The organism is Mesorhizobium sp. B2-3-4, from assembly GCF_006442315.1.
In the GTDB taxonomy this organism is placed as follows: domain Bacteria; phylum Pseudomonadota; class Alphaproteobacteria; order Rhizobiales; family Rhizobiaceae; genus Mesorhizobium.
In genome coordinates this window covers 223,009-243,791 of sequence record NZ_VFVY01000004.1, presented here as the reverse complement: position 1 = coordinate 243,791, position 20,783 = coordinate 223,009, and the positions used below count along the sequence as shown (strand labels likewise).

Here is a 20,783-nt window from a genome sequence, read left to right as displayed (position 1 = left end):
AAACGACATGACAGCCATCTCTCCTGCCGCCGACAAGGCCGCCACGCGCGAAACCTCGATTGCCATCGCCGAGGCCCGGGCGAGGGCACGGCTGCGCCGGCGCCATGCCCTGGTGATCGGACTGCGGCTCGCGATCCTGGTCATCTTCCTTGGCCTGTGGGAACTCGGCGCCGACTACAACATCATCGACCCGTTCTTCTTCGCCAGCCCCTCGGGCATATTCGAGCAGATCTGGTCGTGGATCACCGAGGGCACCTCGCAAGGGCCGCTCTGGCTGCAGATCTATGTGACGCTCGAGGAAACCTTCCTCGGCTTCGTCATCGGGGCGTTGGGCGGCATCGCCGCCGGCATCATCCTCGGCCGCAACCGGCTGCTGGCGGACGTCTTCTCGATCTACATCAAGATCGCCAATTCCGTGCCGCGCGTCGTGCTGGGCTCGGTGTTTATCATCGCGCTCGGCCTCGGCATGGCGTCCAAGGTGGCGCTCGCCGTGGTGATGGTGTTCTTCGTCGTTTTCGCCAACGCCTTTCAAGGGGTTCGCGAGGCCGACAGGGCGATGATCGCCAACGCCCAGATCCTCGGCGCCTCGCCCTTCCAGATCACCCGCACCGTCATCATCCCGTCGGCTATGAGCTGGATCCTGGCGAGCCTGCATGTCAGCTTCGGCTTTGCCCTGGTCGGCGCCGTGGTCGGCGAATTCCTCGGCGCCAAGCAAGGCATGGGCCTCTTGATCTCGACCGCGCAGGGCGCCTTCAACGCCAACGGCGTCTTTGCCGCCATGATCATCCTGGCTGTCATGGCGCTGGTGGTTGAGTTCATCATCACCCGCTTCGAGAACTATGTGGTGAAGTGGCGCCCGGCGCCGTTCAACGAGCAGGGTGCCTGATCTTACCCTGACGACAATGCGAGCCTCGCGCCTGGCGCGGGCTCGGGTCAGGCGAGCGGCAGCCTGACCTCGACCACCAGACCGCCGGCCGCTCCATCCCCAAGGGTGACGCGGCCGCCGGCGTTTTCGACGACCTCGCGCACGATGGCGAGCCCCAGGCCACTGCCTTCCTCCGTCGAACCGGCGATGCGGTAAAAGCGCTCGAACACGTGGTCCCGCTCTCCGGCCGGGATGCCAGGCCCGTCATCGGCGACGGTCAGCACCGCCTGGCTATCGATGGTCGCCAGTCTGACCGTGACACTGCCGCCTGATGTCGAGTAGCGCAGCGCATTGTCGACGAGGTTGACGATCATTTCACGCAGCATGGTACCGTCGCCGATAACGGCAACCGGCCCTGCTTCCTCAAGGCCGAGATCGATCCTGCGGGCGATCGCCGCGGGCGCCTGCGTTTCCAGCACATGACGCGCGGCTTGCGTCAGGTCGATGCGATCGGCGCGTGGCCGCCGGCTGCCCGGCTCGGCCCGTGACAGGGTCAGCAATTGTTCGGCCAGCCGCGCCAGCTTGCCGGAACTGGCCTGCAGCGCCACCAGCGCCTCCTGGCGTGCGTCGGCGGCGGTTTCGCGCAGCGCATAGCTTGCCTGCGTCGACAGCAGCGCCAGCGGCGTGCGCAACTGGTGCGCGGCATTGGCGATGAAACGGCGCTGCGCGCCCATCTGCGCGCGCACGCGGTCCATATAGGCGTTGAGTGCATCGATCAGGGGGCGGATCTCGTTCTGCGCGCCCGGCACGTCGACCGGATCGAGATCGTTGCGGCTTGGCGATCGCACCGCGTCCCGCAGGCTGATCAGTGGCGCCAGGCCGCGCCGCAGGCCAAGCAGCACGAACACGCCGGCGATCGCCACCAGCGCCAGCTGCTGGACGAAAGCGCTGAACCACAGCCGCTTCACCATGGCGTCATGCCCGGCAAGCGTGACCCCAACTGTGACCATAACAGGCGAATCCGCCCCGGCGCCGACCACCGCATGGCTGAGCGTCGCAAGCCGCAACGGGTGATCGCGATAGGTCGCCTCGACGCTCTTGTGCGCCGGAGCGACGGGCAGGTCGGGATAGCCGGTCAGCAGGCGTCCGCCCGCGGTCTCGACACGGTAGTAGACGCTGTCGCGGTCGCCTGTGTCGAACATCTCGATCGCTGCCGGCGGTATCGTGGCATCGAGTACGCCATCGGCCATGGCGACTTGTTCGGAGATGGCGCGCGCCGAACCGACCAGCATGCGGTCGGTGACCAGATCGGCGGTCGCCAAGGCGTTGCGCTGGCTGGTCCACAGATTGATGGTGGCAAGCCCGGCGAGGGGCAGAACGACCCAGGCCAGCAATTGCAGGCGCAGGCTGCGGGTTCTCATGGCGCCAAATCATCGTGGCGCAGGAGATAGCCGAGGCCACGCAAGGTGGTGATCTGAACCCGCGACCCTTCGAGCTTCTTGCGCACACGGTGCACATAGATCTCGATGGCGCTGGGATCGGCGTCGGTCTCGAAATCATAGATCGCCGCCGACAATGCGGCCTTGCTCACCGTGCGTCCCGCCTTGATCATCAACTGCTCGAGCACGGCATGTTCGCGCGGCGTCAAGGCCAGCGTCTCGCCGCCGAGCGAGAACAGCCTTGTATTGGTGTCGAAGACGAGGTCGCCGCAGGCGACGACCGGTGCCGTCCGGTCGTTGACGCGGCGCAGTTGCACACGGATGCGTGCTTCGAGCTCTTCGATCTGAAAGGGCTTGGCCAGATAGTCGTCGGCGCCTTCGTTGAGGCCCTTGACCCTGCCATCGAGGCTGGCATTGGCGGTCAGCACGATCACCGGCACCCGGTTGCCCCGGGCACGCAGCATGCGCAGCACTTCCAGCCCGCCCATGCGCGGCAGCGCCAGATCAAGAATGACAAGCGCGTGATCGCCCGCCGCAAGCGCATGCTCGACATCCTCGCCATCATGGACGATGTCGACGACATAGTTCGCCTGGCGCAAGGTCTTGCCCAGCCAGTCCGCCAGTTCACGATTGTCCTCAACAAGCAGCAATCGCATGTCTATCGCGGTCCCGGCATATTTTCGGTCTCAGCGAACATCTCTGGGCTCGATCGACGATCTCAATCCGGCAATCGGCGATGAATGATCGATAGTATCGATCTCGACGCAAGGCAAATGCCGCTTGATGGCGGGCCGGTACCGGTTTTCACGGCTGGAATCGTCCAGTTTCTGGACATAAATCGAACCGAACGGTTCGGTTCTGGTTGACGGATTGTATCTCAAATGGTGAACAATGACCTCCCATCTGCCTCCGCTTTCGGCTCGGCGGCAAATACTATCATGCTGAAAATACTGAGAAAATCCGATTGAAAATGGTGCGGCGCAATATGCATTGTCTATAATATGATAAAATGCTGCAGGACCACATCGACTGGAAATCCCAAAACGCCCTACCCATCTTGGGGTGGTCCGAGCGACGCGAAATCCTCCCAAGGGCACGCCACTAGACGGACAGAACAAGGAAATTCTGGAGTAAATAAAATGACCAAGATCGCTCTTACCGCAGCCGCCATCCTCGTTGCCACGGGCACTGCTTTTGCCGGCAGCGACAATTACGGTTCGGCGACCGCCAACCAGCCTGCCGCCACTGTCGACCATTCGGTCACGGCTTCGATCTCGAAGTCGACGGCTGCGTCGGTCCAGGCTCCGCAGGGCGCTGACCGCAATCTCTTCGGCCGCTAATCGCGACTGTCGACCAATCCAATCCCAAATCCAATCTTGAACCAGGAGTAATTGAAATGACCAAGATCGCACTCACCGCTGCCGCCATCCTCGTTGCCACGGGTACCGCTTTTGCCGGTAGCGACAACTACAACTCGGCCACCGCCAACCAGCCGGTTGCCAGCCAGTCGACCTCCAACGTCGACACCTTCCGCACCGGTTCGATCGTGAAGACCGACAAGGCGCAGGCTGATGCCAATGCCAACGTTCCGGCTCAGTCGGGCCAGGGCGTCTGGGGCCGCTAAGCCTCTCAAGAATAGTGTGACTACAAAGAGCGGTGGGCCCGGCCCGCCGCTCTTGTTTTTTTGTGGCTTGAGCGGCGCCCGCGGACCGCCGGCAAGGCTGCCGAGCCCAGCGGCCGCTTGCGGCTCGACGTATAAAATCGAACCAGTCGGTTCAATTAATGTTGATGGGCCGTGTAGAGGTCGATGAAAATTACTGTCGGAAATGCGGCGTGAAGGCGTTCAGGTTTTCCTATAAGTGTCTGATATAATATACATAAATTGAGATGCGGGGCGAGTCCGGCGGAATTTCAAGGGCCCGGATTCGGATTGTGAACGAACATCTTCGTGATTGGAAGTCGGCAAACGAAACTCCAATTTTCAGCTTGTCCGAGCGACGCGAAATTCCTCCCAAGGGCACGCCACTAGACGGACAGAACAAGGGAATACTGGAGTAAAGGAAATGACCAGGATCGCACTTACCGCCGCCGCCGTTCTTATTGCCACGGGCAGCGCCTTCGCCGGCAGCGACAACTATCACTCGGCCACCGACAATCAATCGGTCGTCACCGCGCCCGCGGGCAACATCGACCATGGCCGTACGGCCTCGATCCGCAGGCCGGTCGAGCGCGTCGCGAAGTCGACGTTGAACGTCGCTCCGGATGAATATGGCCAAGGCATCTGGGGCCAATAAGGCCTTCGAACTTCTGACAGCAAAGAGCGGCGGGCCTGGCCCGCCGTTCTTGTTTTTTGGGCGCTTCAGGCAGCGTCCGCCGACGAAGCCAGTCTCGCAGTCGGCAAAAAACATTTCACGGCCAGGGAATAAAACCGGGCCGCTTCTGGTCTTGTCCTCAGCGGAACCGTCCTCCCAAGACGCCGCCTAACGGATGAAACAGGAGATTGAAATGAACAGACTTGCCCTCGCCAGCGCCGCTATTCTCATCGCAAGCGGAACCGCATTCGCCGGCAGCGACCACTTTGGCTCCGACGGCGCCAACCAGCCCGTTGCCTCGGTCGCCGGCGTGGATCACGCCGTCACCGGCGCCGTCAAGAACACCGATATGAACGGTCACAAGGCAGCCGACACCAAGATCAAGACCAACACCAACGACTGGCCGGAACCTGGCCAGGGCATCTGGGGCAATTGATGTCACGGGCATGGCAGGCAAAACCTGCCGTGCCCGTATTCTTGCTCAAAGTATTCTAGCTCAAATCCTTTGGCCGCAGGCAATGTGTCAGCCGGGCGCGGGACAGGGCGGACCAATCGTCCTCGAAGACGAAGCGCGCCAGAGCCGCGGTCGGAAACTTTTCCTCGAGCCTTTTGAGTGCCTTCGGTTCCGATCCCGGTCCGGCGAGCTGTTTTGCCAGATCCTCAAGCCCTGGATTGTGGCCGAGCACCACCAGACAGCCGGCCGACGGGTCGGCTTTCTGAATCCGGCGCAGAATGTCCGTCGCCGAGGCATCGTAGAGCGCTTCGGCAAACGCGACCCGTGGGTGCACCGGCAGTTCCGCGGCCACCAGTCGCCAGGTATCGCTGGTGCGCAGCGCCGGCGACACCAATGCCAGGTCCGGCAACCAGTCTCGCGCGGCAAGCTCGCGGCCCATCAGTCGTGCCGACTTCAATCCGCGTCCGGCGAGTGGCCGGTCGAAATCATCGAGCTCAGGATCATCCCAGCTCGATTTGGCGTGGCGAAGCAGGAGCAGCTGTTTCATCGCCATTCTCGCTCAAGGTGTTATTCGCGCCAGATGCTCCAGATCGGCTTCCTCGCGCAGCGGGTCGGGCGCCATCACCACCGAGGTGCTGTTGTCGGCATCGTCGGCGAAGTGGGCTAGCACGGTGCGGCCCGCCTCCATCCGCGCTTTGCCTTCTGCGACCAGACCCAGCGCCAATGGATAGAGCCGATGCTCGGTTTTCAGCACGCGCGCAGCCAGCGTATCGGCATTGTCGCCGACCATCACCGGCACCGCCGCCTGGGCGATAACAGGGCCGTCATCCATCTCCGGTGTGACGAAATGCACCGTGCAGCCATGGATACGGATGCCGGCGGCCAGAGCGCGCGCATGGGTGTCCAGCCCCTTGAACGCCGGCAGCAGGGCAGGGTGGATGTTGATCATGCGGCCCTGCCACTTCTGGACGAAGCCTGATGTCAGGATGCGCATATAGCCGGCCAGCGCCACGATGTCGGCATTGAAGGCCGCCAGGGCCGCGTCGATTGCCGCGTCATGCGCCTGCTTGCTGCCATGGTCGGCGCGGGAAATGACCTGGGTGGCGATGCCGCGTGCCCTGGCAATGCCGAGGCCTGCGGCGTCGGCCTTGTCGGAGATGACGCCGACGATCTCGGCCGGAAAAGCCGGATCGCTGGCGGCCGCGATCAGCGCGGTCATGTTGGAGCCGCGTCCCGAGATCAGGACGACCGTGCGTTTCCTCTGCGTGCTCATAGGCCGATCGAGCCCCGATAGATGACGCCGGCGTCGCGGCGCGGCACGATGCGGCCGATCGGCGTCACCGTTTCGCCGGCTTCCTGCAACACGGCCGCGACCTGGGCGGCCTGACCCGAAGCGACAGCCAGGATCATGCCGATGCCGCAATTGAAGGTGCGCATCATCTCCTCCGGCGCCACGCCCCCGGTCTTGGCCAGCCAGGAGAACACGGGCGGTACGTCAATGGCTTCGAGATCGAGCTCGGCCGAGAAATCCTTGGGCAGGACGCGCGGAATGTTTTCCGGGAAACCGCCGCCGGTGATGTGCGCCAGCGCCTTGATGCCATGCGTGTTGCGGATCGCCTTCAGGATCGCCTTCACATAGATCCGCGTCGGCTCGAGCAGTGCTTCGGCCAGCGTCGCCTCGTCGTTGAAGGGGGCTGGATCGCTCCACGCCAGGCCGCTCGCGGCAACGACGCGGCGCACCAGCGAGAAGCCGTTCGAATGCAGGCCCGAGGAGGCAAGGCCGAGCAGCACGTCGCCTTCGACGATGTCGTCGGTGGGCAGCAACTGGCCGCGTTCGGCGGCACCCACGGCAAAGCCTGCAAGGTCGTAGTCCTTGCCGTGATACATGCCGGGCATCTCGGCGGTCTCGCCGCCGATCAGTGCGCAGCCGGCCTGCCGGCAGCCCTGCGCAATGCCGCCGACGATCGCGGCGCCCTGGTCCGGATCGAGCTTGCCGGTGGCGAAATAATCGAGGAAGAACAGCGGCTCGGCGCCCTGCACGACGATATCGTTGACGCACATGGCGACCAGATCGATGCCGATCGTGTCATGCTTGCCGGCGTCGATGGCGATCTTGAGCTTGGTGCCGACGCCGTCATTGGCGGCAACCAGCACCGGATCGGTGAAGCCGGCAGCCTTGAGGTCGAACAGGCCGCCGAAACCGCCGATCTCGCTATCGGCGCCCGGCCGGCGCGTGGCGCGCACCAGCGGCTTGATTTTCTCGACCATGAGGTTGCCGGCATCGATGTCGACGCCGGCCTCGGCATAGGTGAGCCCGTTCCTGCGCTTGCCCGTTTTGTCCTGGCCAGTTTCGCGCTTGCTCATCGCAACTTTCCTGCTCGTTTGCGGGCTCTTCGCATGAACGGTTTCGGTCCGCAAGGATAACGGCGGAGCCGAGCGCCTTTTGGCCCGACAAAAGCGTGGATAGAATGGCATCGCGTTTGGCGTTCGCGGCTGGACGGGCTGTCCCTTGTCCCGGCTCTCCGTCTTCCTCATCTATGTCGAAACAGCGCATGGCGGGACACACGCTTGACCATCCCCAACCTGATCACCATCCTGCGCCTTGTCCTGGTGCCCGCCGTGGTGCTGGCCATGCTGCAGGCGCGTTGGGACTGGGCTTTTGCCGGTTTCCTCGTCGCTGGTATTTCCGATGGCGTCGACGGTTTCATCGCCCGCCGCTTCAACCAGCAGTCGGCGCTCGGCGCCTATCTCGATCCCGTCGCCGACAAGCTGCTCCTGGTTTCGGTGTTCGTGGTCATGGGCTTCATCGGGCAGTTGCCGCTGTGGCTGGTCGTCACCATGGTGTCGCGCGACGCGCTGATCGTCTGCGCGGTCCTGTTGTCCACGGTGATGGCGCATCCGGTCGAGATAAAACCGGTTCTGGTGTCGAAGGCCAATACCGCCATCCAGATCGTGCTGGCCGCGGTTGTGCTGGGCGAACTTGCCTTTGCCGTGCACCTCGACCCGATGCGGCCCGGCCTCATATTGCTGTCCGGGGTCTTGACCGTGGCTTCGGCCGCGGCCTATCTCGTGGCTTGGCTGAGGCATATGAGCGGCTATGGCGAAAGCTCCAATCCGGACATCTGAGAAAGAGGCGGCAGTGCTCGAGGCCGCGGCTGCCGATCTTGCCGCGGCTTCCGCGTTCCGCCGGCAGATCTCCTTCTGGGTGATCGGCGCAGCGTTGCTCGCCCTTTTCCTCTATGTCTTCAGCGACATCTTGCTGCCGTTTGTCGCGGGAATGGTGCTTGCCTATTTCCTCGACCCGGTCGCCGACCGGCTGCAGCGGCTCGGCCTCAGCCGCTTCATGGCCACGGTGGTCATCCTGATCACTTTCCTGATCGTGCTGGTGCTGGCCTTCGTCATCCTGGTGCCGGTGCTGGCGACGCAGATGTCCGAATTCGCCGGCAAGCTGCCGGAGTACCTGACCCGGCTGCAGAGCCTGCTCACCTCCTTTGACCCGAAATGGCTCGAGCAGAAATTCGGCGTTAACGCCAATGGCCTGCGCGACGGGTTGAATTCATTGCTGACCTCCGGCTTTGGCCTGATCACAACGGTGTTCACCTCGCTGTGGAGTTCCGGCATGGCGCTGGTCTCGGTGGTCAGCCTGTTCGTGGTGACGCCGGTGGTCGCCTTCTACATGCTGCTGGACTGGGACCGCATGGTGGCGGTCATCGACAGCTGGGTGCCACGCGACCATGTCGGCACCGTGCGCGGCATCGCGCGTGACATCAACACCGCCACCGCCGGCTTCGTGCGCGGACAGGGCACGCTCTGCCTGGTGCTGGGCGCCATGTATGCCACCGGCCTGACGCTGACCGGGTTGAATTTCGCCATTCTGATCGGCCTGTTCGCCGGGCTGATCTCCTTCATTCCGTATGTCGGTTCGCTGACCGGGCTGGTGCTGGCGGTCGGCGTCGCCTTCGTCCAGTTCTGGCCGGACTGGACGATGATCGTGGCCGTTGCCGTGGTCTTCTTCATCGGCCAGTTCATCGAAGGCAACATCCTGCAGCCCAGGCTCGTCGGCAAGAGCGTCGGCCTGCATCCGGTGTGGCTCATGTTCGCGCTGTTCGCCTTCGGCGCGCTGTTCGGTTTTGTCGGGCTTTTGATTGCCGTCCCGGCATCGGCGGCGGTCGCCGTCCTGGTGCGGTTCGCCATTGCGCGCTATCTGGAATCGCCACTCTACAAGGGCCACGCCGCGGCTGCGGCGCCGCCGTTGCCTGCCGATCGCGGCGGCGGCCATCGCACTCAACCGCGTCGCTGAAGTGAGTGCCCAGCGAACCGATCCGCCGCGCCAGCTGCCGCTCGATCTCGGCCACGGCACAGGCTATTCGCGCGACGAGCTGGTCGTCTCCGGCACCAACCACCAGGCGGCGGCGCTGATCGACCGCTGGCCGGATTGGCCATCGCCAGTGGTGGTGCTGGCAGGCCCGGCTGGTTCGGGCAAGACGCATCTGGCCTCGATCTGGCGTGCCCGCGCCAACGCGGTGGCCGTCGATGCCAGGCGTATTGCCGACAGCATCGCCAATCTCGGCGCGCGGCCGGCGCTGATCGACGACATCGATGCCGGCGCGTTCGACGAACAAGGCCTGTTCCATCTGATCAACGCGGTGCGTGGCGCTGGCTCGACGCTGCTTTTGACGGCGCGGCGCTTTCCCTCGGCCTGGGGTGTTTTGCTGCCCGATCTCGCCTCGCGGCTGAAGGCGGCGGCGACCGTCGAGATCCACGAACCCGACGATCTCCTGCTCGCCGGCGTCATCACCAAGCTGTTCGCCGACCGCCAGGTCGAGGTGGAGCCGCATGTCGTGCAATATCTGGTACGCCGCATCGAGCGCTCGCTGGCAACCGCGATGCGTGTCGTGGAGCGGCTGGACCGCACCGCGCTGGAGCGCAAGACGCCGATCACAAGGGCGCTGGCGGCCGAAACGGTGAGCGCCATGGATGAAGGGCAGGGCGAGTTCGAGATTTAGCGCCTCGATCTGCGTTCAGCCGTGGAGTTGCGTGACCAGGCCGGCGTCCCATTTCGGGACGAAAAAACTGGTATCCATCTTGCTGCGTCAGGTTGCCGGCTGATCCCGGTGCTGATTGCGCTCCCAATCAGTTTGCAGGCTCGTCGGGAATGAGGCGATTGGGGTCCTCGCCCGGCGAGCCTGCCTTCAAATATATCCGGCCACCGCCGGGCGCGGCGTATCCCTGTTCAGCGATGTTGTTGAATTGGACCATTGAGCGGTCCATTTCTATGACGCATGGATACGAGAATGGTCTATCGGAGCGTGGCATGCGGATATCCGTCACCGACGCTCTCGGCCGGTGATCTTGCGGCTGGGTCACAACCACAGCCCAACGAAATGCCGGACCACCAGATAGACGCCTGAATGGACGGCGACGTAGCAGGCCGCCACAAGCACAAAGATACCGATACTGGCGGGCCAGGAACGGGAGGCGGCTAGCCCTGGGGCCAGCCTTGCCTGCCTGCGGCTCTCGCGATTGTTCCACATTGCCAGCGCCGCACAGGCGATCGCCCACGCCACCATGAACGGAACCGTCACGCCCGCATAGGCAAAATAGGCCGGTCCGAACAGCGACACCCATGCATCGATCCCAAGCACCGCAAGGCCCTCCCGCATCGCGCCCGGAGACTGGCATCAAAAAACCATTGGCGGCAAGGACCGAAGCTGACGGGCCTCTTGCTCAATCCAGGCGCGACTGCACGAAATCGATGAAGGCGCGTACTTTGGCCGGCGGCAGGTGGCGCGACGGGTGGAGCGCGTAGAGCGGAAAGCTCTCGCCGTGCCAATCCGGCAGAACTTCCACCAGTGCGCCTTGCCGGATGAGGTGCTGGATACCGATGGCCTTGACCCTGGCGATGCCGACCCCGTCGAGGCAGGCGCCAAGCATCGTGCCGAATTCGGTGATCATGAGGCGGCCCGAGGTCCTGACCTCGACAGTTTCGTCGGCACGCCGAAACTGCCAATCCTCGATCGGCTGGCCGGTCAGGGAATCGCGCACCTGGATGCATTCGTGATCGACGAGGTCGGCGGGGGCGCCGGGGTGCCCGTGCATCTTGAGATAGGAAGGCGACGCGATCGTCACCGTGCGCGTCTCGGTGAGCTTCCTTGCCACCAGCGAAGACACGGGCGGTGTCCCGAAGCGGACAGCAATGTCGAACCCTTCGCCGACCAGGTCGCCCAGCTGGTCCCTGGCGACCAGCTCCAGCGACAGGTCGGGATAAAGCGACAGGAAGGTGCCGATGTGCGGCGCCAACAGCTGGCGTGAGAAGAAGGCATCGACATTGACCCGCAATCGGCCGCGCACGGCGGTCGAGGTGCCGGAGGTGGTCGTCACGGCGTCTTCGATGCCTGTCAGCAGCGGCGCGACCTCGGCGTAGAGCCGACGCCCCTCGTCGGTCAGCGCGACCGCTCTTGTCGTCCGGTCAAGCAGCCGGACACCGACCCGGGCCTCCAGGCGCGAAACCGCGCGGCTGACGCCGGATCGCGACAGGCCGAGCGCATCGGCGGCTCTTGCAAAGCTCCCGCCTTCGGCGATCGCGGCCAGCACGCCGACATTGGAGATCACGCGTCCGTCGAATGCCATGACGATCACCGTTGATTTCAGATCAACAATTCTATGATTTAATAGCACTCACTGCAACAGTAAGTGCTGCGCTAGAAATCCGCCATCCCCGCATCCACCCGAGATGCGGCAACGATGGAGACGGATCATGTACGCAGTTACCGGCATTACCGGCAAAGTCGGCGGCGCGCTGGCGAGGGCCTTGCTTGCCGCCCGCCAGCCCGTCCGCGCAATTGTGCGCGACGCCGCCAAAGGCCAGCAATGGGAGGCTCTCGGCTGCGACGTCGCGATCGCCGAGATGGAAGACGCGGATGCGCTGACGCAAGCGCTCAAGGGTGCGGAAGCGGTGTTCGTCCTGCCGCCCCCGGTGTTTGATCCCGAGCCCGGCTATCCCGAAGCGCGAAGGGTCATCGGCAGTGTGGCGGCGGCGCTGCGGGCCGTCAAACCCGCAAGGACTGTCTGCCTGTCGACGGTTGGCGCCGATGCGGGCCAGGACAATCTCCTGTCGCAGCGCACGATGATGGAGGCTGCGCTGAGTGATCTCTCCATGGCGATCACCTTCCTGCGGCCGGCCTGGTTCCTGGACAATGCCGCCTGGGATGTGGCGTCGGCGCGCGAAACGGGCGTCATCCACAGCTTCCTGCTGCCGACAGACAGGGCGATACCGATGGTCGCGGCGCAGGATGTCGGCCGGCTGGCGGCCGAACTCATGCGGCAGTCCTGGACCGGCAAGCGCATCGTCGAACAGGAAGGACCGGACCGCGTATCGCCCGACGACCTTGCCGCCGCCTTCGCAACCGCTCTTGGCAGACCGGTGCGCGCCGTGCCGGTGCCGCGCGAGACCTGGGAAACGCTTTTTCGCGCGCAAGGCATGAACAACCCGCGGCCACGCATGCGCATGCTCGACGGCTTCAACGAGGGCTGGATTGCCTTTCCCGACGAGACGAGGACGATCAAGGGCACGACAAGTGTGGTGGCCGTGGCTGCGGCTCTCGTGGCAGGCGAGGGCGGTTAGATCGCGTCGATATCAGGGGATGGTCGGAGTGGAGAGATTCGAACTCCCGACCCTCTGGTCCCAAACCAGATGCGCTACCAGCCTGCGCTACACTCCGAACGGTCTGTTGCCTATTCATTTCGGTGTTACATGGCAAGTGCAAAAACCTTGCCGCCGGTGCCAATGCGCAGTAATGACGGCCAAGGGGCGGCGACGCCGCCTTGAACAACAATGAGGTGGCCATGTCCGCGCGCATTTTCAGCCCAGCCAAAACCGCGATGCAGTCCGGCAAGGCCAAGACCGGCCATTGGGTGCTGGAATTCGATCCCGAGATGCGCAAGAAGATCGACCCGCTGATGGGCTATACCACGTCGGGGGACATGAAAAGCCAGATCAGGCTCACATTCACCACCAAGGAAGAGGCCGTGGCCTACGCCGAAAAGGAAGGGCTCGCCTTTCGCGTCGAGGAGCCGAAAGAGCCCAAGCGCCGCCAGATTTCCTATGCGGAGAATTTCCGCTATGACCGCAGGACGCCCTGGACGCACTGACCGGCTAGCCCGGCGCGCGTGCCAGCGCGAACATCTACCGGCCCCGAGCCGGCCAGCGGTCCCGTAGCTCAGCTGGATAGAGCACCGGCCTTCTAAGCCGATGGTCACAGGTTCGAATCCTGTCGGGATCGCCAAAAACCTTACACAACAAGGCATTGTTTTGCAACGATTTATCGGCTTCGGCGGCCAACGGATTACATAAAGTTAGAGCGCCGAAATTGGCCGTTTTACAGATCGGTTTACCGATTTCGTTCCTCATGAGTTCCCTTCCATGCGCAGGATCACCGCGTCGGAAAGCCCTTGATCGGTCGCCAAATAGTGCTTTTCGAGAACGGATTTTATCTCAGCCATTGAGTGGCCCGAGATTCGCGCAATGTCCTCGATCGATGATCCTTCTCTTGCTCGGTCGCAGATGAACGTGCCTCGCAAGTCGTGATAGGTCACGTCTTCGATCTTGATGGCCTCCGAAGCCATTGCCTTTCCCCAGGAGGTTTTGAAGCCATCCTTGGTCCATGGACGCTTGCGGGAATTGAGACAGATGCGCAGCGTGTCCTTCGCCAGTGGGTCAAGCAGCCCCTTGAGTCGGGCGTTCGCTAGCACCTTTAGGCGCTTGCCTGTCTTGGACTGACGAAACAGCAGGTACTTGCCGTCCCACTGCTTCCAGTTCATTGCTAGGATATCGCCCTGTCGCTGGCCGGTGGCGAGCGCGATTTCAAACGGGAGCAATAGGTGAGGTTCAAGCTTTGCCCGCACCGTCGCTATCTGCTCGGCTGACCAGAGGAATTCCTTTCTGGATCCCTGATAAAGCCGTTCGATGCCGGTGCATGGGTTCTTGTCCAGAAGCTCGCCAGCGATGGCGTATGAGAAGACCTTGGACAGTGAAAAGAGCAACTTGTCGGCTTTCCGAGGATTGGCGGCAAAGCTCCGGTGCCACTTCCGTATGTCTGCCTTCATACCCTTCTGCTGGGTAAGCTTCGCCGGCAGATGCGGCCATTTGGCACGGATCAGGCGAAACGCATATTCGTGATCGGCGCGGGTCGACTCAGCGAGCGTGAGGAAGTCAGGGTTTGGCTTGCCATCATCGCCTGTGGTGAACCGATCGATCAATGACGCCAGTGTCTCGATGGTTTTCGGCTGGGTCGAAGTCTTCAGCCGCGCATATTCAAGGGCGAACGCTTCAGTCCGTGGCGCCGACGTCATCCGAGGGCCGCCACGCCACGCGTAGTAGTAGACGCCGACAGTTCCGTCTGCCAACTTGCGCTTGACCTTGTGGATGCCCTTAATTTTCACGAGCACCGCTCCTGTCCCTCCACGCTAGGTATTCTTCCAGCGTGTCAAAGGCTTCGGGGTTGGCGTCATCGTCAATTGGACTGATTGCCTGTGCGTTCGCAGCGGGGATAAGGCGCACAACCACGTCGCCTATCTTGACTTCCGCGATACAGCCAGCTGCTGCGGCGCCCTTGGCGAGGGCCGTCACCTGCTTCTGCTTCAAGGCGAGAGCACGGTTAGCCATTACCATCACCGGACTGGCTTGGGCGGCGACGGGGCCCGGCATTCATTCGCGTACTGACACTCCGGCATCGCGCACGTTATGACATTTGGACGATTGCACGGCCTCTCATGAGCATTGCCGAAACGACGCGCTACAATCTCCGCGTCCGGATCATTCGGTCGGTACACCTTCCACTCACCCATGATCGCCACCATCCTTCTGGCTGGTGGGGGCGCGGGAGGCGGCGAGGTCAAGTTTATCGGCGGCCATCTCCATAATACCGGTAAGCCGTTCAACGAATTGCTCAGCGGTCTCGCCAACCGGTGAGGTTTCCATTGCTTCAATCAGGCAATGGTTCATCGCTTCCATGCGTTGCGCCGACGATTCTATCTCGGAGAGAAGGGCGCGGAGATCCCCAATTGTGAATTTCGGGATGGCGCGGAAATTCGCCGCTCGTTTGTGATCCGGCCAATCTTTCAACTGCTCCAGCCCAGCCCGCAGTTTCTCTATGATCCGTTCTATGGTCATAGGCGGGGCTCCAGAGCGCGGAGACGACGAGGCCTTTCCACAGTGCATTTTTCAGGCTGGACGGCCAAAGCTGGTGGAAGAGCGCGAATTGCGTCTCGGATAATGTTGGCATCGTTTGCCCACCAAGGGACGTCCAGAATGACGGCGCCGCCAGGCATGTTGACAACCGCGCGAATAGTTTCACTCGCGCGCGTCATGGCTGCTTCTCCAGAGCGCGGAGAGCGGCGCGGCCGGCTCGTTTGAGTGCGAGTCGTCTGCTTTCTTCAGATGCAGCGCGACCTATGGCGACCATTGCTTTGACCATAGCCAGTCTATCCGCTTCGGTCATCTCGCTAAAATCGCGCGCATACTTCCTCTTCGTCAGCCCCTTCATGACGCATCTCCAGGCGCGGTGGGGAGAGGCATCCAGCGAGTCGGCGGGTGCACAAGCGGTCCCATTTGACCGTTAATTTTCCAATGCGTGCCGTAGAACTGCGCGGTAGCTGCCGCTTCCCATTTAGGCGACCAAAGCAAGACGCGCGTCCCGTCTCGCGGCGCCGTCTCCATCGTCTGCCATCCGGTTGCTGGTGGTGCAGGCGCGGCGGAGAGAGCGGCTTCGATTACCGCCCGAAAGTCAGACGGGAGTCCGGTCATCCGCAAGTCCTTGCCCTTGTTCCAAGCAGCGTTGACCATCTCTTTGGTGGCTTCTCTGATCATGGCTGGCGTCCTACTTGTGCTTCGATGGCGTTCGTAACAGCCGCATCAATTGCAGCATCCACAGTGTCGCCAAATTCATGGGACCCAAGCCCGGCGCGGGCGCCCCAACGACCGTCTACCGTATGCCAGAAGGTGATCGAATAGCAGGGACGTCTCGTCTCATCGGCAAGTCGAGCATAACTGTTTACGATCGCGATTGGTGCCACCGCCACCCTTCCGCCTGCCCTACAGACAGGGGATGCGGAGAGGGCTGTACGGGCGGCATCAATCGCGGGCTTCATATCCTCTACTAGCCAGCGCTGGATTTCAGATACGCTAGTCTCGCCGGATTTTGTAGCCTCCCAAGCGCGGACAACATTTTGCAAGGCGTCGTTGACGTTCATTGTTCTGGCCTCTGTGATGCGCTCAGCCATTCGACCCTCCATCGCTGGCGAGGGCGCGGGCACGGCGGAAGTCGCCAGCCGTGACTTCGGCATCTTCATCAGAGTAGATGCCGATCTCGACACGATCGTCTCTGATGTTGACGGCAGACAAAGCAACTCTGCCGTACTTGGCGAACGGCTCCAGCGCCTTCGTCGCCTCCTCCAGCTTGCGCTCGGCGGTTTCGCGGGCTTCTGTTTCGCGAAGGATGCGGGATTGTAGGAGCTGCTCTTGATCGATACCGCGCGTTATGTCTTCGCGCGCCTCCTCCAGCTTGCGCCGCAGATCGGCGATTTCTGCGTTGGTCTTATCGACCTGTATCTGCCAAAGCTCGGCATCTGCTTCAGCGACGCGGCAGCGAGCGATGACAGCGCCTTTCTCCCGCTCCACCTCTGCCAGTTTCGCGGACAGGGCTGTAAGGGCGGTGGCGGATTCTTTGGCGATTTTGTTGGCCGAAACTCCACCCTCAATGCCAGCGTCCAGCCTCTCGACCAGCGCCCCGATCTCCCCTACCTCCGGTGCTGCCGGAGGGGTGGCGTAGAGGGCAATGGCTTCCGTGGCGCGCGTCAATTCTGCAGCAACGCGTTGCCGCATCCGGTCCTCAAGCCATGCGCAAACATCTTTTTCGTGCTCAAAGCCGAATTTGCCATCCCCGTAATTTCCAGAACCGCTCCACTTTCCGTCCGTCCGCGATTTGACAGCTCGCGCGGTGAATTTGCCCCAAGTGGTCTCCAGCCGTATTGGGTCGCCATCTACGTCGCTCCCCATACGCTTCCATTCCGGATACCAAGCCCCCGCCCCCGCCTCCGCCCCCTGTGCTGGAGCGGGTGCCAGGGCGGCGAGGGCTATGCTGTGAAACGCTTTGAAAAAGCGTTCCGCAACGTCGTCGTCAACATAGCCATCCAGATCGAAACCGATGACCCTGTCGAGTTTGCTGGTAAGATGCTCTGCCGTGCTATCATGAACGACCTGATAGTCGGCCTCACACCGTCGTCGCACCCGATCAGGATCAACGCCCCGAACAACGGCGACGTAAGATACCGTCAGTGAAGCGTGCGCGGTTGCCTTCAGCGCGCCGTTTGAGCGAGCCCGGGTATTGGACAACAGGTATTGGGCTACGTCGACGCGGGTCAATTGCCGCATGGCGTTCTCAAAGCGCAACGCCTCAGCGCCTTTGTCGGGGAGAGTCATACTGCGTCCCCCTCTGCGTCTGGTGCCGGGGTGGTGAGGCAGGAGCGGATGCGAGCTTCGAAGTCGGCTTGCGCGGCGGCTTTGGCGGCTTCGAGGGTGGCAGCTGGGCGCCTTGCTTCGAGCAATCGATTCCAGACTGCAACACCATCACGCTCGCCAGCGAAATAGTCGCCGGCAACGGATGACGCAGCCCACTGTCGCGCGGCCCAAAGCCGCTCTACCCACTCCAGCTTCACCACCGCCGCTTCCGGCGCGGCGAAGTAAAGCGGGCGGATTGGCATATTCGGCCCGTACATTCCGGTCGGATCTTTTGTCACCGCGACCCAGGTATCGTTGCCGTCCTTATCCTCACCCTGCACAAGCCACGCGACAGGGTCCGCTTCCGGCGCGGCCTTGAGGGAGGCGACTTCGCGGGCAACGAAGCGATACCGCTCCTGATCGGCAGGGGCGAGTTCAGACCATGGCACCTTCCTCAGACCGCCGTTGCCGGCCCGCTTCCATTCGGCTTGCCAGATGCATTCCGCGATCTGCTCGACAGTCCCCCCCCCGTCCAGAGCGGTGGCCGCGAGAGCGCGACGGTTCCAGGCGGCGATGGCTTCTGCTTCTGTCGGATAAAATGGAGCCTCGACATTGCATCCGGCGCATTGAACGCGCCTCGACGGACCAGAATTGCCTCGCCCTTCTTCGGGGTCGCAGAACAGCATCAAGTCATGGCCCGAAGCGTCGCAAAACGGGCAATTCTTGAGCCCCTTCCCGTCCATGGCTGGCATATCCGGGGAGACTGCGCCGGCAAGTTCGTTCTCGTGTTCGTCGTGGTAGTGGGTCATGTCAGTAACCGCGCCCTGAATTGTCGCAATAACCGTCGCGGTCGTAGTGCTTGTGAAAGCGCCACCAGCCTGACCGCGTGGAATCCACGACCTGTTGAAGCCGCCCGTCGAACATTTCGATCTCACCGGGGATTTCACCATCCGGCTTCGCTGGCTCTTCTGTCTTCGTCTCCCCGCTCATGATGCGCTCCTGCGAAGACGAGCGGCGGGCTGATCGGCCATGTACCAGTCGACAATGGCGTTGAACTGATCGCGGGGGATGCGAATGAAGTAGGTGCTGCTGCCCTCTACGGGAGGGTGCAAGCTGATGTGATCCTCGCCGTTCATGATCGACCAAACACCGGCATCCTGCGGGTGGTTGTCGGACTCCATCGCAAGAAGATCGGCTTCGCTTCTGACGTCGTAGGGCTTCATCCTTGGCTCCTGTACATGGCACGAGGCGATAGCTGAGGCCGTTCGTGCTTGGGTTTGGGGATCACCGGATAGTTTCTCCGGATGCGATATGACGGCGTGCGGCGATCTTCGAAGAAGGCTTCGAACGCGGCACGTCGACGGGCATGACGATCAGTCCGCGACTGACCCACACAGCCCAGGTGCGCTGCATGGCGCGAAGGCTGTAGAAAAGCTCGTCCTCCTTGGAGAGACGGTGCTGATCAATGGCGGTGTGGCAAGCGTAGCAGCCGAACGCGGCGCTATAGTCGTTAGCCTTGTTCGAAAGCCCCTTTGCCTCGTCGCGAATGTGACAAAGAACAGTCGTCTCTGGATCGTGATTGCAGATGCCGGGAATGGCGAAGGTGCAGATTTCACCCTTGGCGCTGTTCCGAAGCTTGCTCGATACGATGCCCATTACCGCGCCCTCCATTCCCGGCCACCGGATAGCTCCAAGCACTTTTGATCGCGCTTCTTCAGCCAGTCCGAATGCTTCTTGGTTGTGAAGGTGGCGACCACAACAGGGCGGCGACGGCGAAAGAGGCTTTTGAGGAAACGGATCATGCTGCGACCTTCCTCTGCTCGGGATCGAACGCATATCGATCTGGGGGAATGGTCAGGCCGACGCCAATTTCGGCATGACGGCGGAACACGATGTCCAGATACCGGCTCATCTGCTCGACGTTCATCAAGCTTGTGACCGGCATTTCGGTATCGCGGATCAGTGCCAGCTTTTGCGCGTAGGCGAGCGGACGGATAAGCTTGTCGTAGGTTGCACGGAATTTGTTGTGCGCCTTCCGAAGGATCGGAACTCCGATTTCCAGCTTGCATCGCGCACGAACGTCTTCCCGATCCTCACCGGTCTGCTCGCTGATCTCGACGTACCACTTGAAGGCGAGGCGATTTTGCTCTGACGAGCGGTCGCGGCCTTCTGTGATCTCGACCGTGAGCGGTCGCTTGCGGCCTTTCAGGTATGTGGTGAGGAGCGACAGATCGTCCTCGTTCTTGACAGTGCGCGTGACCATGTCCCGTGGCCTTTCCGCCGCCAGCATTCGCGCTGGCGGCCTTGCTCGTTGCTAACCGGCTGAGTAGTTGTCTGCGTAGGCGTTGCCGTTTGCTGCTGGCCCAGGCAGCGTCGCAGCGAATTCGGTCATTTCCTTCTTCAAGGTCGCATCCCAGTCGGCAGGGATTTGCTTCCTCAATTCCTTGACCTCAGGATCGACAAACCAGCGGCGCAGATCGTCTTTGTTGGCGTTTTTGCGCATGTCAGTCTGGAGAGTTGTGAAGATCGGTCGCGCATCAGCCTTGGTCGGTGGCTTGTCGTCAGCCGGCGGCGCCAATTCGTCTTCCGAATAGACAAGCCCATGAATGCCGACGAGCTTCAGGATAACGCGGTCCTTCGCGCGCTTCTCACTCATTGCCCAAGGGTAGGACGGTTGCTTGCCTTTGATCGAATAGTTGGTCGGGTTGGTCTCGCCTGTTGCCCATTCCGATCGGTCGCCCATGTGGCCCATGACGACAATCGACGTGGTCAGAGCCGCAGCGTCTTTCTCGATGACAACCGGAAGATCGAATTTGATCTTGGCCTTTACGGCGACAACCTCAAGAGCAGCGTGTTTGCACACCCACTGCTTGTTCTGCGGTATCTGCCAGAAGTCGGTTTGGTCAAGACCGTACTCCTTGCGGATAGCCTCGATGCGAGGTTCAAGATTACTCATCAATCCCTCCTTTGCGCTCTGTCCACATCGGGCAGGCGCCACCATTGATCCCCGTGCACCGCATGAATGGCTCGCTATCAGCCCAAACCTTTGGAGCGACGAACCCGCCACCCTCAACCCGGGGAAATTTCAGACACACCCACGAAGCTGGCGAACGTTTGCGCCCATTTGGCTCAACGTTGTCGCAGTCCTCGCAATAGGTGTATGATCGGGTCACTGAATGGCCCTCACGGCGGCCTTGTAGTGCTGCCAGTAGCGAAT

Annotated in this window: 28 protein-coding genes and 2 tRNA genes; 11 read left to right on the top strand and 19 right to left on the bottom strand. The window is 62.1% G+C overall.

All coding sequences use genetic code 11. The features are described from left to right. The first annotated feature begins 7 nt into the window (after window positions 1-7). A complete protein-coding gene (locus FJ967_RS09210) occupies window positions 8-886 on the top strand; it encodes an ABC transporter permease (protein ID WP_140731391.1) in 879 nt (292 codons plus the stop codon). Window positions 887-933: 47 nt separating this feature from the next. On the opposite strand, the gene FJ967_RS09205 is transcribed toward FJ967_RS09210, so the two are convergent. Both FJ967_RS09205 and FJ967_RS09200 read right to left on the bottom strand, forming a co-directional pair. Next, a complete protein-coding gene (locus FJ967_RS09205) occupies window positions 934-2,286 on the bottom strand; it encodes a sensor histidine kinase (protein ID WP_140731390.1) in 1,353 nt (450 codons plus the stop codon). Then, on the bottom strand, window positions 2,283-2,960 hold the full coding sequence (locus tag FJ967_RS09200) for a response regulator (protein ID WP_140731389.1): 678 nt from the start codon (window positions 2,958-2,960) through the stop codon (window positions 2,283-2,285). The genes FJ967_RS09205 and FJ967_RS09200 overlap by 4 nt, the downstream gene beginning before the upstream one ends. A 483-nt stretch (window positions 2,961-3,443) precedes the next feature. On the opposite strand from FJ967_RS09200, the gene FJ967_RS09195 reads away from it, so the two are divergent. The 4 genes from FJ967_RS09195 to FJ967_RS09180 all read left to right on the top strand — a co-directional run bounded on the left by FJ967_RS09195 (window position 3,444) and on the right by FJ967_RS09180 (window position 5,052). Next, window positions 3,444-3,644: a DUF680 domain-containing protein gene (locus FJ967_RS09195; protein WP_140731388.1), complete on the top strand. Its 201-nt coding sequence runs from the start codon at window positions 3,444-3,446 to the stop codon at window positions 3,642-3,644. A gap of 56 nt (window positions 3,645-3,700) precedes the next feature. Further along, window positions 3,701-3,928 (top strand): DUF680 domain-containing protein, encoded by a 228-nt coding sequence (locus FJ967_RS09190; RefSeq protein ID WP_140731387.1) that lies wholly within the window; start codon window positions 3,701-3,703, stop codon window positions 3,926-3,928. A gap of 439 nt (window positions 3,929-4,367) precedes the next feature. Beyond that, a complete protein-coding gene (locus tag FJ967_RS09185; RefSeq protein ID WP_140731386.1) occupies window positions 4,368-4,598 on the top strand; it encodes a DUF680 domain-containing protein in 231 nt (76 codons plus the stop codon). A gap of 211 nt (window positions 4,599-4,809) precedes the next feature. After that, window positions 4,810-5,052 carry a DUF680 domain-containing protein gene (locus tag FJ967_RS09180; RefSeq protein ID WP_140731385.1) on the top strand — a complete coding sequence of 81 codons (243 nt, stop codon included), beginning with the start codon at window positions 4,810-4,812 and terminating at the stop codon, window positions 5,050-5,052. A 55-nt stretch (window positions 5,053-5,107) separates the two neighbouring features. On the opposite strand, the gene FJ967_RS09175 is transcribed toward FJ967_RS09180, so the two are convergent. Genes FJ967_RS09175 through purM form a run of 3 tightly spaced genes read right to left on the bottom strand, consistent with a single transcriptional unit; the run spans window position 5,108 to window position 7,434 of the window. Next, the gene (locus tag FJ967_RS09175; RefSeq protein WP_140731384.1) at window positions 5,108-5,617 is read right to left on the bottom strand and encodes a histidine phosphatase family protein; all 510 of its coding nucleotides are present in this window, start codon (window positions 5,615-5,617) and stop codon (window positions 5,108-5,110) included. 12 nt (window positions 5,618-5,629) lie between these two features. After that, window positions 5,630-6,343, bottom strand: coding sequence for a phosphoribosylglycinamide formyltransferase (purN, locus tag FJ967_RS09170; protein ID WP_140731383.1), 714 nt, complete (start codon window positions 6,341-6,343; stop codon window positions 5,630-5,632). After that, window positions 6,340-7,434 (bottom strand): phosphoribosylformylglycinamidine cyclo-ligase, encoded by a 1,095-nt coding sequence (gene purM / locus FJ967_RS09165; RefSeq protein WP_140731382.1) that lies wholly within the window; start codon window positions 7,432-7,434, stop codon window positions 6,340-6,342. Before purM ends, purN begins: the two co-directional genes overlap by 4 nt. A gap of 204 nt (window positions 7,435-7,638) precedes the next feature. Here purM and FJ967_RS09160 point away from each other — a divergent pair, with 204 nt between their 5' ends. The 3 genes from FJ967_RS09160 to hdaA are packed head-to-tail and all read left to right on the top strand — an operon-like array spanning window position 7,639 to window position 10,076. Further along, window positions 7,639-8,196, top strand: a complete 558-nt coding sequence (locus tag FJ967_RS09160; protein ID WP_140731381.1) for a CDP-alcohol phosphatidyltransferase family protein — start codon at window positions 7,639-7,641, stop codon at window positions 8,194-8,196. Then, window positions 8,168-9,370: an AI-2E family transporter gene (locus FJ967_RS09155; protein ID WP_140731380.1), complete on the top strand. Its 1,203-nt coding sequence runs from the start codon at window positions 8,168-8,170 to the stop codon at window positions 9,368-9,370. Before FJ967_RS09160 ends, FJ967_RS09155 begins: the two co-directional genes overlap by 29 nt. A gap of 1 nt (window position 9,371) precedes the next feature. Beyond that, on the top strand, window positions 9,372-10,076 hold the full coding sequence (hdaA, locus tag FJ967_RS09150; protein ID WP_140731379.1) for a DnaA regulatory inactivator HdaA: 705 nt from the start codon (window positions 9,372-9,374) through the stop codon (window positions 10,074-10,076). A gap of 357 nt (window positions 10,077-10,433) precedes the next feature. Here the strand turns inward: hdaA and FJ967_RS09145 are convergent, their stop codons facing one another. Then, window positions 10,434-10,715, bottom strand: a complete 282-nt coding sequence (locus FJ967_RS09145) for a hypothetical protein (protein ID WP_140731378.1) — start codon at window positions 10,713-10,715, stop codon at window positions 10,434-10,436. Window positions 10,716-10,797: 82 nt separating this feature from the next. Next, the gene (locus FJ967_RS09140) at window positions 10,798-11,700 is read right to left on the bottom strand and encodes a LysR family transcriptional regulator (RefSeq protein WP_140731377.1); all 903 of its coding nucleotides are present in this window, start codon (window positions 11,698-11,700) and stop codon (window positions 10,798-10,800) included. A gap of 127 nt (window positions 11,701-11,827) precedes the next feature. Here FJ967_RS09140 and FJ967_RS09135 point away from each other — a divergent pair, with 127 nt between their 5' ends. Continuing rightward, complete coding sequence (locus FJ967_RS09135; RefSeq protein WP_140731376.1) at window positions 11,828-12,694, top strand: NAD(P)H-binding protein; 867 nt, start codon at window positions 11,828-11,830, stop codon at window positions 12,692-12,694. Window positions 12,695-12,714: 20 nt separating this feature from the next. On the opposite strand, the gene FJ967_RS09130 is transcribed toward FJ967_RS09135, so the two are convergent. Continuing rightward, window positions 12,715-12,791, bottom strand: a tRNA-Pro gene (locus FJ967_RS09130). Between the two features lie 124 nt (window positions 12,792-12,915). On the opposite strand from FJ967_RS09130, the gene FJ967_RS09125 reads away from it, so the two are divergent. Continuing rightward, window positions 12,916-13,221 carry an ETC complex I subunit gene (locus FJ967_RS09125; RefSeq protein WP_140731375.1) on the top strand — a complete coding sequence of 102 codons (306 nt, stop codon included), beginning with the start codon at window positions 12,916-12,918 and terminating at the stop codon, window positions 13,219-13,221. Between the two features lie 57 nt (window positions 13,222-13,278). Next, window positions 13,279-13,355, top strand: a tRNA-Arg gene (locus FJ967_RS09120). Between the two features lie 121 nt (window positions 13,356-13,476). Here the strand turns inward: FJ967_RS09120 and FJ967_RS09115 are convergent. The 11 genes from FJ967_RS09115 to FJ967_RS09065 form a co-directional block, all read right to left on the bottom strand. Beyond that, window positions 13,477-14,511, bottom strand: coding sequence for a tyrosine-type recombinase/integrase (locus tag FJ967_RS09115; protein ID WP_246675227.1), 1,035 nt, complete (start codon window positions 14,509-14,511; stop codon window positions 13,477-13,479). A gap of 397 nt (window positions 14,512-14,908) precedes the next feature. After that, entirely contained in the window at window positions 14,909-15,241 is a 333-nt protein-coding gene (locus tag FJ967_RS09110; protein ID WP_140731373.1) for a hypothetical protein, read from the bottom strand. A 193-nt stretch (window positions 15,242-15,434) separates the two neighbouring features. Then, the gene (locus tag FJ967_RS09105) at window positions 15,435-15,614 is read right to left on the bottom strand and encodes a hypothetical protein (protein ID WP_140731372.1); all 180 of its coding nucleotides are present in this window, start codon (window positions 15,612-15,614) and stop codon (window positions 15,435-15,437) included. A 319-nt stretch (window positions 15,615-15,933) separates the two neighbouring features. Further along, a complete protein-coding gene (locus FJ967_RS09100) occupies window positions 15,934-16,350 on the bottom strand; it encodes a hypothetical protein (RefSeq protein WP_140731371.1) in 417 nt (138 codons plus the stop codon). After that, a complete protein-coding gene (locus FJ967_RS09095; protein WP_140731370.1) occupies window positions 16,343-17,548 on the bottom strand; it encodes a hypothetical protein in 1,206 nt (401 codons plus the stop codon). Before FJ967_RS09095 ends, FJ967_RS09100 begins: the two co-directional genes overlap by 8 nt. Then, on the bottom strand, window positions 17,545-18,375 hold the full coding sequence (locus FJ967_RS09090; protein ID WP_140731369.1) for a hypothetical protein: 831 nt from the start codon (window positions 18,373-18,375) through the stop codon (window positions 17,545-17,547). Before FJ967_RS09090 ends, FJ967_RS09095 begins: the two co-directional genes overlap by 4 nt. Window position 18,376: 1 nt before the next feature. Next, window positions 18,377-18,556 carry a hypothetical protein gene (locus tag FJ967_RS09085; protein WP_140731368.1) on the bottom strand — a complete coding sequence of 60 codons (180 nt, stop codon included), beginning with the start codon at window positions 18,554-18,556 and terminating at the stop codon, window positions 18,377-18,379. Further along, window positions 18,553-18,789 (bottom strand): hypothetical protein, encoded by a 237-nt coding sequence (locus FJ967_RS09080; protein WP_140731367.1) that lies wholly within the window; start codon window positions 18,787-18,789, stop codon window positions 18,553-18,555. The genes FJ967_RS09085 and FJ967_RS09080 overlap by 4 nt, the downstream gene beginning before the upstream one ends. 61 nt (window positions 18,790-18,850) lie before the next feature. Beyond that, a complete protein-coding gene (locus tag FJ967_RS09075) occupies window positions 18,851-19,222 on the bottom strand; it encodes a nuclease domain-containing protein (RefSeq protein ID WP_140731366.1) in 372 nt (123 codons plus the stop codon). Window positions 19,223-19,364: 142 nt separating this feature from the next. Further along, the gene (locus FJ967_RS09070) at window positions 19,365-19,829 is read right to left on the bottom strand and encodes a hypothetical protein (RefSeq protein WP_140731365.1); all 465 of its coding nucleotides are present in this window, start codon (window positions 19,827-19,829) and stop codon (window positions 19,365-19,367) included. Between the two features lie 51 nt (window positions 19,830-19,880). After that, a complete protein-coding gene (locus FJ967_RS09065) occupies window positions 19,881-20,522 on the bottom strand; it encodes a hypothetical protein (RefSeq protein ID WP_140731364.1) in 642 nt (213 codons plus the stop codon). Window positions 20,523-20,783: the final 261 nt, after the last annotated feature.

Coding starts and splice junctions, on each gene's coding strand:
- FJ967_RS09125 (WP_140731375.1), top strand. CDS start 12,916: ATGTCCGCGCGCATTTTCAGCCCAGCCAAAACCGCGATGCAGTCCGGC.
- FJ967_RS09185 (WP_140731386.1), top strand. CDS start 4,368: ATGACCAGGATCGCACTTACCGCCGCCGCCGTTCTTATTGCCACGGGC.
- FJ967_RS09080 (WP_140731367.1), bottom strand. CDS start 18,789: ATGAAGCCCTACGACGTCAGAAGCGAAGCCGATCTTCTTGCGATGGAG.
- FJ967_RS09210 (WP_140731391.1), top strand. CDS start 8: ATGACAGCCATCTCTCCTGCCGCCGACAAGGCCGCCACGCGCGAAACC.
- FJ967_RS09205 (WP_140731390.1), bottom strand. CDS start 2,286: ATGAGAACCCGCAGCCTGCGCCTGCAATTGCTGGCCTGGGTCGTTCTG.
- FJ967_RS09085 (WP_140731368.1), bottom strand. CDS start 18,556: ATGAGCGGGGAGACGAAGACAGAAGAGCCAGCGAAGCCGGATGGTGAA.
- FJ967_RS09180 (WP_140731385.1), top strand. CDS start 4,810: ATGAACAGACTTGCCCTCGCCAGCGCCGCTATTCTCATCGCAAGCGGA.
- purN (WP_140731383.1), bottom strand. CDS start 6,343: ATGAGCACGCAGAGGAAACGCACGGTCGTCCTGATCTCGGGACGCGGC.
- FJ967_RS09175 (WP_140731384.1), bottom strand. CDS start 5,617: ATGAAACAGCTGCTCCTGCTTCGCCACGCCAAATCGAGCTGGGATGAT.
- FJ967_RS09135 (WP_140731376.1), top strand. CDS start 11,828: ATGTACGCAGTTACCGGCATTACCGGCAAAGTCGGCGGCGCGCTGGCG.
- FJ967_RS09155 (WP_140731380.1), top strand. CDS start 8,168: ATGGCGAAAGCTCCAATCCGGACATCTGAGAAAGAGGCGGCAGTGCTC.
- FJ967_RS09075 (WP_140731366.1), bottom strand. CDS start 19,222: ATGGGCATCGTATCGAGCAAGCTTCGGAACAGCGCCAAGGGTGAAATC.
- FJ967_RS09140 (WP_140731377.1), bottom strand. CDS start 11,700: ATGGCATTCGACGGACGCGTGATCTCCAATGTCGGCGTGCTGGCCGCG.
- FJ967_RS09070 (WP_140731365.1), bottom strand. CDS start 19,829: ATGGTCACGCGCACTGTCAAGAACGAGGACGATCTGTCGCTCCTCACC.
- FJ967_RS09195 (WP_140731388.1), top strand. CDS start 3,444: ATGACCAAGATCGCTCTTACCGCAGCCGCCATCCTCGTTGCCACGGGC.
- FJ967_RS09090 (WP_140731369.1), bottom strand. CDS start 18,375: ATGACCCACTACCACGACGAACACGAGAACGAACTTGCCGGCGCAGTC.
- FJ967_RS09100 (WP_140731371.1), bottom strand. CDS start 16,350: ATGGCTGAGCGCATCACAGAGGCCAGAACAATGAACGTCAACGACGCC.
- FJ967_RS09105 (WP_140731372.1), bottom strand. CDS start 15,614: ATGAAGGGGCTGACGAAGAGGAAGTATGCGCGCGATTTTAGCGAGATG.
- FJ967_RS09095 (WP_140731370.1), bottom strand. CDS start 17,548: ATGACTCTCCCCGACAAAGGCGCTGAGGCGTTGCGCTTTGAGAACGCC.
- FJ967_RS09065 (WP_140731364.1), bottom strand. CDS start 20,522: ATGAGTAATCTTGAACCTCGCATCGAGGCTATCCGCAAGGAGTACGGT.
- FJ967_RS09200 (WP_140731389.1), bottom strand. CDS start 2,960: ATGCGATTGCTGCTTGTTGAGGACAATCGTGAACTGGCGGACTGGCTG.
- purM (WP_140731382.1), bottom strand. CDS start 7,434: ATGAGCAAGCGCGAAACTGGCCAGGACAAAACGGGCAAGCGCAGGAAC.
- FJ967_RS09190 (WP_140731387.1), top strand. CDS start 3,701: ATGACCAAGATCGCACTCACCGCTGCCGCCATCCTCGTTGCCACGGGT.
- FJ967_RS09110 (WP_140731373.1), bottom strand. CDS start 15,241: ATGACCATAGAACGGATCATAGAGAAACTGCGGGCTGGGCTGGAGCAG.